Annotated in this window: 8 protein-coding genes; 4 read left to right on the forward strand and 4 right to left on the reverse strand. The window is 58.3% G+C overall.

All coding sequences use genetic code 11. The features are described from left to right. Positions 1-398: 398 nt before the first annotated feature. Both IAI47_RS16905 and IAI47_RS16910 read right to left on the reverse strand, forming a co-directional pair. On the reverse strand, positions 399-2,138 hold the full coding sequence (locus tag IAI47_RS16905; RefSeq protein ID WP_003851029.1) for a penicillin-binding transpeptidase domain-containing protein: 1,740 nt from the start codon (positions 2,136-2,138) through the stop codon (positions 399-401). Between the two features lie 277 nt (positions 2,139-2,415). After that, complete coding sequence (locus IAI47_RS16910; protein WP_008925435.1) at positions 2,416-4,689, reverse strand: molybdopterin guanine dinucleotide-containing S/N-oxide reductase; 2,274 nt, start codon at positions 4,687-4,689, stop codon at positions 2,416-2,418. Positions 4,690-4,879: 190 nt separating this feature from the next. Between IAI47_RS16910 and galR the strand changes: the two genes are divergently transcribed. Next, positions 4,880-5,881 carry an HTH-type transcriptional regulator GalR gene (galR, locus tag IAI47_RS16915; protein WP_003851033.1) on the forward strand — a complete coding sequence of 334 codons (1,002 nt, stop codon included), beginning with the start codon at positions 4,880-4,882 and terminating at the stop codon, positions 5,879-5,881. A 35-nt stretch (positions 5,882-5,916) separates the two neighbouring features. Here the strand turns inward: galR and IAI47_RS16920 are convergent, their stop codons facing one another. After that, the gene (locus tag IAI47_RS16920) at positions 5,917-8,289 is read right to left on the reverse strand and encodes a beta-N-acetylhexosaminidase (RefSeq protein ID WP_008925434.1); all 2,373 of its coding nucleotides are present in this window, start codon (positions 8,287-8,289) and stop codon (positions 5,917-5,919) included. 248 nt (positions 8,290-8,537) lie between these two features. Between IAI47_RS16920 and nrdD the strand changes: the two genes are divergently transcribed. Continuing rightward, the gene (nrdD, locus tag IAI47_RS16925; protein WP_008925433.1) at positions 8,538-10,676 is read left to right on the forward strand and encodes an anaerobic ribonucleoside-triphosphate reductase; all 2,139 of its coding nucleotides are present in this window, start codon (positions 8,538-8,540) and stop codon (positions 10,674-10,676) included. Further along, the gene (nrdG, locus tag IAI47_RS16930) at positions 10,676-11,140 is read left to right on the forward strand and encodes an anaerobic ribonucleoside-triphosphate reductase-activating protein (protein ID WP_181162224.1); all 465 of its coding nucleotides are present in this window, start codon (positions 10,676-10,678) and stop codon (positions 11,138-11,140) included. Before nrdD ends, nrdG begins: the two co-directional genes overlap by 1 nt. Here the strand turns inward: nrdG and IAI47_RS16935 are convergent. Beyond that, entirely contained in the window at positions 11,132-11,767 is a 636-nt protein-coding gene (locus IAI47_RS16935; protein WP_187961158.1) for an NAD-dependent epimerase/dehydratase family protein, read from the reverse strand. The genes nrdG and IAI47_RS16935 overlap by 9 nt on opposite strands. A gap of 145 nt (positions 11,768-11,912) precedes the next feature. On the opposite strand from IAI47_RS16935, the gene IAI47_RS16940 reads away from it, so the two are divergent. Continuing rightward, complete coding sequence (locus IAI47_RS16940; protein ID WP_003851045.1) at positions 11,913-12,434, forward strand: type 1 glutamine amidotransferase domain-containing protein; 522 nt, start codon at positions 11,913-11,915, stop codon at positions 12,432-12,434. Positions 12,435-12,461 lie beyond the last annotated feature (27 nt).

Raw genomic sequence — 12,461 nt, forward strand, 5'->3', positions numbered from 1 at the left:
GAAATCCCGGAACATGCGGAATGCGGCAGTGTGAACCGGCTGAGGCGAGCAAAAAAACGCCAGGGTTCACGGCGGCCATTATCGGTGAAAGCCGACGCGCCTTTCTATTGGCAAACTGTCAGGGTTTCGTTAAGAACGATGATGATTTAACGGCGGTTATACAGCGGGGAAGAGAGCGTCCGGCGAGCAGGCAAAAAAAACCCACGCATCTGCGTGGGTTGGTGTAATAACAGAGATCTCACTGCCGAAGCGGTGTTGTTTTCACACCCATCAATACCTCTGGGACTGCTATCCTCGCACTGATTGACCGCCCGGGGACAGCGAGAAAACGCAACCGAATTCGGGGAAGTGCAACGAGGTGTGAATATCTTTCACGTCTCGCTTACACTCTGATTCCACTAAGATTTATCCGAAGTATTGGTCGCCGGTTTCGTGTAAATGGCATCTGGCGCAATGTTCATGTGTTTCAGCACCGGCCCCATAATATTACCGAACACTGGTGCGGCAACCGAGCCACCGAAGTGATCGCCTGCCGTTGGATGGTTGATCATCACCACCAGCGCCACTTCAGGATGGCTGGCTGGCGCAATACCGGCGGTGTAGTTGACGTAGCCGCCATCATACTTGCCGCTGGTGCCCATTTTTTCCGCCGTACCGGTTTTGGTCGCCAGACGATAACCCGGCACCGCGGCTTTCAGCCCGGTTCCGCCCGGCAGGACGTCACTCTCCAGCATATGCACCACCTCTTTTACCGTTTCCGGGTTGGCAACCTGCCGCCCCATGACCGGTGGCGTAACGCGGGTGATCGACAGCGGACGGTAAACGCCATAAGAGCCGAGCGTGGCGTATTCACGGGCAATCTGCAGCGGCGTGACACGCAGGCCGTAGCCAAAGGAGAAAGTGGCCCGCTCGATATCGGCCCAGCGGGTACGGTGCAGCGGGAAGTAGCCGACGCTTTCGCCGGTCAGCCCTAATCCGGTGGGTTTACCCAGGCCAAACGCCTGATAGGTATTCACCAGCGCTTCCGCAGGCATCGCCAGCGCGAGGTGTGATACGCCAATGTCACTCGATTTCTGCAGAATGCCCGTCATGGTCAGGCGCGGCCAGTGACCGACGTCGCGGATCAGGTGGCCGTTCACGCTATAAGGCGTGGTATCGATGACGGAATCCGGGCGCACCAGGTGGCGCTCCAGCGCCTCCATGACCACTAACGGCTTAACAGTCGATCCCGGCTCATAGCTGTCATTGATGGCCGAGTTACGCATCTGCGCCGGGGTCGCCCCTTCGTAGTTATTAGGGTTGAACGACGGATAGGAGGCCATCGCCAGAATCTCGCCGGTGTCAATTTTCACCAGCACGGCGGCGCCTGAATCCGCCTTGTTGATCAGCACGCCGTCACGCAGTTTGCTGTAAAGCGTGTACTGGTCATATTTGTCGATGCTGAGCTGCACCGTTGGCGGCTGAGTCGGCGGCTGATAGTTGATCATGGCGATGATATTGCCCGCCGCATCCTGACGATAGACCTCTTTGCCCGGTTCGCCCTGCAACACTTTATCAAAGCCTTTTTCCAGGCCATTAAGACCCACGTTATCCGCACCCACAATGCCGAGCAGCGGCGCAGAGGCCTCGCTCATCGGATAGAAACGGCTGTCGTCGTAGACTTCGCTGATGCCTTTCAGCTTCAGTTCTTTAATATCTTTCGCGATGCCCAGTTCAACTTTACGGCCCAGATAGAGGAAGCGACGTTTCGGGTTAGCAGTGATCTGCGCCGCCAGCTCTTCAGGACGGGTGTTAAGCGCCGCCGCAAGATAGGCCCATTTAGCGCTGGTGAAATCGGGGTTACTCTCAAGCACTCGCTGCGGATCGGCAATGACATCGCGCGATGGCACGCTAAGCGCCAGCGCTTCACCGTTACGATCCAGCAGGGTACCGCGGCTGGTCGGCAGCGTGACGGTACGCAGCGATCGCTGATCGGCTTCGTGCTCCAGCATCGGCTGATTCAGGAACTGCAGGTCCGCGACGCGCGCCAGCAGCACCACCAGACAGGTCGTGACACCCAGGCAGATCAGCCGAAAACGAAAAGGGTTAAATGGCGCTTTTATCTGGTCTTTTCCCAGTAGTTTTTTAATCCGGGGCATGGCATTCCGCTGCGCAAAATAAGAGAAAGAGGCTGGTGCCAGCAGTTATAAAGAAAGCGCTGGCTGTATAACAGGAAAACTGTGTATCAGTTCGTTATCGGCCGCAGATTTTGGGCAAAAAAAACCTGCGCATCTGCGCAGGTTGGTGTAATCAAGAAAATCTATTGATGTTCACCCATCAATACCTCTGGGACCCTGAATGTAGCAAGAGGGATTAATCGGCTGCTATCTCTCAAACGCAACAGTTACCCGCAAAATGTAACCAGCCATGAGATCCTTACGCTATTGTGCAATCCTGATGTTTTTTGATTTCCACCAGGCAACTCATGGCGTTTGGTCCCTGCGTCAGCGACGAGGTTCCGATATCGAGCGTCAGCACATTGGGGTTACCCGCGCGATCGTGCGGCTGCCACGCCTTGCCAAAACCAGGATCAAACCAGGCACCGGTAGAGATAATGACCACGCCCTGCGTCACGCCCTCGGTGATCCGCACGCCCGCCAGCATCACGCCGCGTGCGTTGCTCACCTCAATCTCGTCGCCCTCCACCAGACCGCGCGCTGCGGCATCCTGTGGATGCATGTAGAGCGTTTCGTGTCCGGCAGTTTTATTGCCCTGCACCGTTTCGGTGGCATCCAGCTGGCTGTGTAACCGGTCCGAAGGCTGAATTGAGATCATGTGCAGCGGATAGTCGTGGCTGACCGGCGAGCCGAGCCACTCCTGCGGTTCACGCCACTCCGGATGACCGGCAAAATCGTCAAGCTGGTAGTCCGCAATGGTCTGGCTGAAAAGCTCGATTTTGCCGCTGGCGGTTTTAATCGGGTTCGCCTGCGCATCGGCGCGGAACGCCTCCATAAACTGATAGGGCTTGCCGCCTTCCGGAATTTCCACAAAGCCGCGCTGCCAGAACGCATCAAATTCGGGGAAATCGATGCCTTTGCGCTGATGCGCGGTCGCACACTGCTGATAAAGATGGGCGATCCACTGCATCTCATTGCGCCCTTCGGTGAAGGTGTCGCGATAGCCGAGGCGCTCGGCCAGGTCCGCAAAAATATCGAAGTCGTTGCGCGCCTGGTGCTGCGGTTTGATCGCCTGATGCATCGCCAGCACAAAGCGATCGCGTGAGGAGCCACCGATATCATTGCGCTCCAGCGTGGTGGTGGCAGGCAGCACGATATCCGCCATCTGCGCAGCAGGCGTCCAGACGATATCCTGCACGACCACCGTATCGGGCCGTTGCCAGCCTTCCACCAGCCGGTTCAGCTGCTGGTGATGATGGAACGGATTGCCGCCCGCCCAGTGCACCATGTGAATGTCAGGATAGTGCAGCGTTTCGCCCTGGAAGCGGTACGGCTGGCCGGGATTGAGCAGCATATCGCTGATGCGCGCCACCGGAATCGACAGCCCGGACGGATTGGGGCCGGTGCTCATCATCGGGGCTGGCCCCTCCTGACGCGGATTGCCAACGCTGTTCATTGAACCGTGACCAAAGGAGAAACCTGCGCCCGGCAGGCCTGGCTGGCCGAGCATCGACGACAGCGCAATCATCATCCAGTAAGGCTGTTCGCCGCGATGGGCGCGCTGAACGGAATAGGAGCAGGTAATAAAGCTGCGCTTGCCGGTCAGCTGCTGCGCCAGCTGCACAATTCTATCCGCTGGAACGCCGGTGATACGACTGGCCCAGCCAGCGGTTTTCGCCACGCCGTCGGTTTCACCCAGCAGATAGGCACGCAGCTGCGGCCAGCCGGTGCAGTGGCTGGCGAGAAACGCTTCGTCAACCGCGCCGCGCTGGGTGATTTCATGGCCCAGCGCCAGCATCAGCGCCACGTCGGTATTGGGGCGAATCGGGATCCACTCGGCGTTAACGAATTCCGGGCAGTCATCGCGCATCGGGCTGATGTTGATTACCGGCGTCCCTTTGGCCGCCAGCTGCATCAGCGCCGGTTTCAGGCTGTGCTGCCCTGCGCCACCCGAGGCAACCTGGGCGTTTTTCAGCGCCAGCCCACCAAAAGCGACAAAAATTTCGGCGTGTTCCACCACCTGCGGCCATTCGGTGACGCGCCCGGTCAGCGGCATATACGTGCCGATTACATAGGGCAGGAAGAACTGCGCGGCACCCCAGCTGTAGTTGCCCTGCTGATCGACGCCACCGCCACCCTGAAAGTAGAAACGACGAACCAGGGTGCGGGCGTGATTAACACGTCCAGCCGATGACCAGCCGTAGGAGCCGTTGAAAATGCCCGATGCACCGTAACGCTCCCGCACGCGGCGATTCTCCTCCGCCACCAGGTCCAGCGCAGTTTCCCAGTCGACGGCGACAAAATCTTCCCGGCCACGCAGCGTGCGATCGCTCTTTTCGCGTGACTTTAGCCACGACCGACGCACCATCGGCTGGCGAATGCGTTTGTCGGAGTAGACCAGTTCAGGAATGGTGTGGATCATCGGTGACGGATCGGCATCGGCGAAGAAGGGTTCGCAGCCAATCAGGCGATCGTTTTCAGTGACGGCGGTAAAGGCGCCCCAGTGAGCCAGATGTGGCACTTTGGTTTTCATCGTTGTTTTTCACGGTAGCCAGGTGGGAGATTGAGCATAACACGGGGCGGCGGCTGAGCAGAAGATGTGCCTGAGTGCCCGATTTCGCCCCTTTTTGCGACGACGCTGACATTCTGTCGGGTTGATGTGTCCGCCCTTTTCCGTAACACTGATGTGATGTGTAAACGTTTTCCCCAAAGCAGGTCAACGCATGGCTACCATAAAGGATGTTGCGCGACTGGCGGGCGTTTCTGTCGCCACAGTCTCACGTGTAATCAATAATTCTCCCAAAGCCAGCGACAGCTCCCGACAGGCCGTAGGCCAGGCGATGGAGCAGCTTCAGTATCACCCGAATGCCAACGCACGCGCGCTGGCGCAACAATCGACCGAAACGCTCGGCCTGATTGTCGGTGACGTCTCCGATCCCTTTTTTGGCGCGATGGTTAAAGCCGTGGATGAGGTGGCAGGCGATACCGGTAACTTTTTGCTGATTGGTAACGGTTACCATAATGAGCAAAAAGAGCGGCAGGCGATTGAACAGCTGATGCGTCATCGCTGCGCGGCGCTGGTGGTTCACGCCAAGAAAATTCCCGACGCAGAGCTGGAAGTGCTGATGAAGCAGGTGCCCGGTATGGTGCTGCTGAACCGGCTGATAAAAGGCTTTGAAAAGCGCTGTATTGCGCTTGACGATCGCTACGGTGCCTGGCTTGCCACCCGTCATCTGATCCAGCTCGGCCATCAGAATATCGCCTTTATCTGTTCGACCCACACCATCTCTGATGCCGAAGATCGCCTTCAGGGTTACTACGATGCGCTGAAAGAGCACGGCCTGCCGTGCAGCGACCGGCTGGTGACCTGGGGCGAACCGGATGAAGTCGGCGGTGAGCAGGCGATGACGGAACTGCTGGGGCGCGGCAGGAACTTTACCGCTGTCGCCTGTTACAACGACTCCATGGCGGCAGGTGCACTGGCAGTGCTGAGCGATAACGGTGTTCGCGTGCCGGAAGAGATGTCACTGATCGGCTTTGATGATGTGCTGGTGTCGCGCTATGTGCGACCGCGCCTCACCACCGTCCGCTATCCGATTGTCACCATGGCGCAGCAGGCAGCCCAGCTTGCGCTGGCACTGGCTAACGATCTGCCGCTGCCGGAAGTCACCCACATGTTCAGCCCGACGCTGGTGCGTCGCCATTCAGTCAGCGGCCCGGCCTGATGCCACGGTGGCCGGTTCCGCACCGGCCACCGCATTTACTGAAAGGCGCGCAACAGCGTCTCCAGCGGCCTGACCAGCGCAATCACCGTTTCATCCTGCACCTGCGCAGCGGCATCGAGTGTCGCATGCATCTCCGCCACTTCACTGGCACCAAACGCCTGATTGCGGACGTAAGCATTCACCAGCGCGAGGCCCATGGTGCTCAGCACCTCAATCTGCTGCACGCTGTGTGCCAGCGGCTTCAGCGTCGCGCTACCGTTGATGATCGGCATTACCGCAGTCGTGTTGGCCTGCCAGCGCTGCAGCGGCGCACGAACTGCGGAGGCAGCGGCCGGGTTATTACGGTTGGCGATTAACACGGCGACATGCTGCGCCAGCTGGCGCACCGCCTCACTCTCGGCAGGCAGCACATCCGCCAGCCGGTTTAACGGCTCGTGATAGTCGTAATGGCCCGCCTGAAACTTCAGATGCTGGCGGGTGTAGTACTGCGCCGGTTCCAGCACCTCAGCCAGTATTTGCAGTGGGGCAATATCGTGCCCGTTGGCCAGCCGCATCATTTGCTGCTCCGTCTGGGCTTGCTGCAGCGTTCCCACCGATACAGTGCTCCAGCGATCCATCGCTGACAGCCGCGAATACATTGAATCCATGTTCGTGACATCCTCTGCCGACCATAACCGCTCAGCCACCACAAAGGCGCGCGGCCACAATTTGGTATCAATAATCTGGCTGTTGATGTTTTCCGCCCACAGCGCTGCCTCACCACCCAGCAGATTGTGCTGCACCTGTTCTGGCATGGGCAGCACGGGCGCGATGCCCGCCGGCGGCTGCATCAGGCGCTGACCGCTGGTGGGATAACGGACGTTGCCTACCAGCACATAGCCTTTGAGGGACGGCTGCTGCAGCGTGAACACCGGCTGGAACGGTCCCATCCAGCTATCCACGCTGAACTGCACCTGCTGCGTCGAGAGCCAGTTGATCTCACGAACCATCCGCCGGGACTTGCCGTCGAAGTCGATAAAACCGCGCCAGCCCGACTCGCCCTGAATGAGCGTAAAGCTGCCCTTCACCGGGCTGCCTTTGAGGCGCGGCATCGTGAATGACCAGCTCTGCGCCTGATCGCCGGGCCGCAGACGATCCAGGCCGTTGAGCCCGCGCGGCGTGACCTCATTGCGGTAGTGGTAGCTGGCAGGCTGGGGCTGATCGAGGTAGAACCCGGTGGAGAGAATGCCGCGCGTGTTCTCTTTTGCCAGCGCACTCAGCGTATCCTGGCCCTGCCACGACTGGATCAGAATGCTGCGCGGCAGATCGGGATGGGCGATCTCATCCCAGCCCACCATCTGACGGTGATGGGCTTCCAGGATCTTTTCCACCCGCTGATTGAAGTACGCCTGAAGCGCATGCGCATCTTTCAGATTGTGATCGCGCATGAACTGCTGAATCGCGGGTGAGTCGTTCCACTGGGTGGGATCGACTTCATCGCCGCCGATGTGCAGCCAGGGATCGGGGAAGATCGCCGCCATCTCACCCACCAGCGTGTCGATCACCTGATAAACCTGTTCGTTACTGGGATCGAGCAGCGGTTTAAAGACGCCCCAGCCGCGCTCCATCTGATAATTTCCCGGTCTGCTTATCAGCTCCGGCATCGCCACCGCCAGCGCAGAGGCGTGTCCCGGCATATCCAGCTCAGGCACCACACGCACCCCACGCTCGGTGGCATATTTCACAATCTCCCGCATCTGCTGCTGACTGTAGTAGTTGCCATCGCTGGCTTTCTGCTGCAGCTGGGGATAGTGGCTGGAGGCAAAGCGCCAGCCCTGATCGTCAGTGAGATGCCAGTGAAAGACGTTCATTCGCGCGGCGGCCAGGCCGTCGATCTGACGTTTAAGTGTCTCTACCGGCATAAAGTGGCGCGCTGTGTCGATCAGCACACCACGCCACGGAAAGCGGGGATGATCGTGGATGGTCACGTAAGGAATCGTCGTGCCCTGTGCACCGTTCTGGATCAGTTGCAGCAGGGTTTCCATACCGCGCATCGCGCCAAAACGGCTGGGTGAAGTTAACAGGACACCGTCGCCATCGACCTGCAACTGATAGCTCTCATCGCTGTCGGGCAGTGGCAGCGGGTCCACCGCCTTTGCAATGACGATACGTATAGTCGGCGCGGCCACCGGCTGGGATGCAGGCAACAGCGGCCAGCCCGTCTGGTTACTGATTCGCGCCAGCCAGCGTGCTTCAGCACCTGCCAGATGATCACCTGAGATTTGCAGCGTCAGTTGCGGCGTCAGGGTAAGTGCACCGCCACTGGCGGGCTGCTCCACCTGCTGCGGCCAGGGCATCAGTGGCAGCGGACTGGCCAGGACGAGTGGACAAAAGGCTGAAAGCAGGAGCAGAGAACGGGGTAACCACATTGGCGGGCATCCTTGTGACGTCAACGTTTTAACAGGGCATAACGTTGATTAAAGTTGCTGCACGCCAATACGCCAGTTAATCACCCGGAAACCTGATCTCAAAACCTGATTCTTACCTCAGTCGGCATTCCCTGCCGTGTTGAATCTTCCTTGTTTCAGGTCAAAACAGAACGCAATAATTCGCAGCAATCACTACATGTAGGGGATAGAATCCATCAAACACCTATATGTAGTTTACGGAGAGAGAAATGGCGACGGTGGTCATCAAGCGTGATGGATGTCGGACGGGTTTTGATGCGCAGCGTATTGAGCAGGCCGTCGCGGCGGCGGCACAGGCAGCAGAGGTCGATGACCTGGCCTGGTGCACGCAGGTCGCTGAGCAGGTTGCCCTGCGGCTGGCCGATCGTCCGGAAGTGGATATCCGGGAGATTCAGTGTGCAGTGGAAGAAACGCTGATGGCGGGCCCATACCCGCAGCTGGCGCGCGCTTACATTGAATACCGGCACGATCGCGATGTCGCTCGCGATCGTCAGAGCCAGTTACATCACGCCATTCGCGGCCTGGTCGATCAGACCAACGCGGCGCTGCTGAATGAAAATGCCAACAAAGACAGCAAAGTGATCCCGACGCAGCGCGATCTGCTGGCCGGGATCGTGGCAAAGCACTACGCGCAGCAGCAGATCCTGCCGCGCGATGTGGTGCTGGCGCACGAGCGCGGCGAGATCCACTATCACGATCTCGACTACTCGCCCTTCTTCCCGATGTTCAACTGCATGCTGATCGATCTGAAAGGTATGCTGACCAACGGCTTCAAAATGGGCAATGCTGAGATCGAGCCGCCTAAATCGATCGCCACCGCCACCGCCGTCACGGCGCAGATCATCGCCCAGGTCGCCAGCCACATTTACGGTGGCACCACCATAAACCGCATTGATGAAGTGCTCGCTCCGTTTGTTGAGCAGAGCTATACCCGGCATCTGGCGATTGCTGAGCAGTGGCAGATTCCACAGGCAGAAGAGTATGCACGCCAGCGTACGGAGAAAGAGTGCTACGACGCTTTTCAGTCGCTGGAGTATGAGGTGAATACCCTGCACACCGCCAATGGCCAGACGCCGTTTGTCACCTTTGGTTTTGGTCTGGGGACTGACTGGGCAGCGCGGCTGATTCAGCAGTCAATTCTGCGCAACCGACTAGCGGGGCTGGGTAAAAATCGCAAAACAGCGGTGTTTCCAAAACTGGTGTTCAGCATTCGCGAGGGCGTTAACCGCCGGGCGGGCGACGTTAACTACGACATCAAGCAACTGGCGCTGGAGTGTGCCAGCAAGCGGATGTATCCCGACATCCTCAATTACGATCAGGTTGTGAAAGTGACCGGCTCATTTAAAACCCCAATGGGCTGCCGCAGCTTCCTGGGCGTTTATGAAGAGAATGGCGAGCAGATTCATGAAGGGCGCAATAATATCGGCGTGATCAGCCTGAATCTGCCGCGCATTGCGCTGGAAGCAGGCGGCGATGAGGCGCGTTTCTGGAGGCTGCTCGATGCGCGCCTGCTGCTGGCTAAGCGGGCGCTCATGACGCGGGTGGCGCGGCTGGAGAAAACCAAAGCACGCGTCGCGCCCATCCTCTACATGGAAGGCGCCTGTGGCGTCCGGCTGAATGCGGATGATGAAGTCGGTCCTATTTTCCGAAACGGCCGTGCATCGCTGTCGCTGGGCTATATCGGCCTGCACGAAACCCTGAATGCACTCAGCGGCGGTCATAAACACCCTTACGATGACGCGGCGCTGCGTGCTAAAGGTGTGGAGATTATCGCCTGTATGCGTGATGCCACCGAGCGCTGGAAAGAGGAAACCAGCTACGGTTTTAGCCTTTACAGCACGCCGAGCGAGAATCTGTGCGACCGCTTTTGCCGTCTTGATGCCGCGCAGTTTGGCCTGGTGCCGGGCGTCACCGACAAGGGCTACTACACCAACAGCTTCCATCTCGACGTTGAGAAGAAGGTCAATCCTTACGACAAAATCGACTTTGAAGCACCCTATCCGCCGCTGTCGAATGGCGGATTCATCTGTTACGGCGAATACCCGAATGTGCAGCACAATCTCAAAGCGCTGGAGGATGTCTGGGATTACAGCTATGACCGCGTGCCCTATTACGGCACTAACACACCGATTGATGAATGCTACGAGTGCGGCTTCAACGGCGAGTTCACCTGTACCAGCCGCGGCTTTACCTGCCCGAACTGCGGCAACCACGATCCGGCGCGCGTCTCTGTCACCCGACGGGTCTGTGGCTATCTGGGCAGTCCGGATGCACGGCCGTTTAACGCCGGTAAGCAGCAGGAAGTGCAGCGTCGGGTAAAACATCTTGAAGAGGGACCGCTGGGATGATGCATATCCATCGCTACTATGATGTCGATATTATTAATGGTCCCGGCACCCGCTGCACACTGTTTGTCGCCGGTTGCGAACATCAGTGTCGCGGCTGCTACAACCAGAGCACCTGGCGGCTCGACTCCGGCGTGCCCTTTACACTTGAGATGGAGGAGCAACTGCTGGCGGATTTGCAGGATACGCGCATTCCGCGCCAGGGATTGTCGCTGAGCGGCGGCGATCCGCTGCATCCGCAAAACGTGCCGCACATCCGCCGTCTGGTAAAACGGGTGCGGCAGGCGTGCCCCGATAAAGATATCTGGCTCTGGACCGGTTACCGGATGCAGGAGCTGAACAGCGCGCAGCGCGCTGTGCTGGACTATCTCGACGTACTGATCGATGGTCGCTTTGTCGAAGAAGAGAAAGATGCCACGCTGCAATGGCGCGGCAGTCGTAATCAGATTATCTGGCCGTTACGCTGAGTGACGCGGGATATCGCCTGACTCAATGACAGTGACACTCTCACCTCCCTGGGTGAAAGCCTGCTGGTGCAGACAGCGCGCGACGTCGCGCGCATGCACGGCGCGCCAGTTACCCGGCAGCAGCGCGAAAAGTGGCCCCGCCAGGCTTTCACCGCCGCGCTTCTGCTTGCGCTCTCCCAGCAGCAGTGAAGGCCGCACCAGCGTCAGGCGCGGCCAGCCCTGATGACGCAGCGCATTCTCCATTTCACCTTTAACACGATTATATAAAAACGGTGAGTGACGACTGGCGCCGTGCGCGCTGACCACCATCATCTGCTTCTCCCCTAAGCGTAATCCGCACAATGCACTGTCCACGACCAGAGTGTAATCGACGTGGATGAATGCCTGTTTGCTGCCCGCCTGCTTACGCGTGGTGCCAAGACAGCAGAACACCGTATCCAGTGAACAGTCCAGCGGCCCCAGCACATCGGTGAGATCGGCTTCAACCGGGTTCACGACTTTCTGCATCACAGGCAGTGGCCGTCGGGTTGGCGCGATGATTTCATCGACGCGCGGATCCTGAATCAGTAAGCGCAGCAGATGCGACCCGACTAAGCCGGTTGCACCGGTCAGTAATACGCGATTCATCTCAGATTCGTCCTTATTTCACTGCGTATAGGTTAAAAGATAGCTGATCTTCACGGGCTGGCTTGCGTTCTGACTCTCAGCGACCAGACTTACAGCGTTATCCGGAAAGCGCGCCTCGCGCTCCACAAATTTCAGGAGGAAAAAGATGAGCAAGAAAGTTGCGGTTTTAATTACCGATGAATTTGAAGACTCAGAATTTACTTCACCTGCGGAAGTGTATAAACGCGCTGGTTTTGAGGTGGTTACCATTGAGAAACAAGCCGGTAATGTTGTTAAAGGCAAGCAAGGCGAAGCGGAAGTGACCATCGATCGCAGCATCGATGACGTCAGCCCGGCTGAATTTGACGCCCTGCTTCTGCCAGGCGGTCACTCGCCTGACGCCCTGCGCGGCGACGATCGTTTCGTGGCCTTTACCAAAGAGTTTGTTGCCAGCGGCAAGCCCATTTTTGCCATTTGCCACGGGCCACAGTTGCTGATCAGCGCGAATGGCGTTCGCGGTCGCAAGATGACCACGGTTAAAGCCGTTGCCATTGACCTGATCAATGCCGGTGCTGACTTCCATGATAAAGAAGTGGTGGTAGACGGCGATAAGCTGGTCACCAGCCGCACGCCGCACGATTTACCGGCCTTTAATCGTGAATCCCTGCGGATCCTCGAAGCGCTGTAAACCCGATACGCCCTTTTCAGCTGAAAG

The organism is Pantoea sp. MT58 (assembly GCF_014495885.1).
GTDB classification, from domain to species: Bacteria; Pseudomonadota; Gammaproteobacteria; order Enterobacterales; family Enterobacteriaceae; genus Pantoea; species Pantoea eucalypti.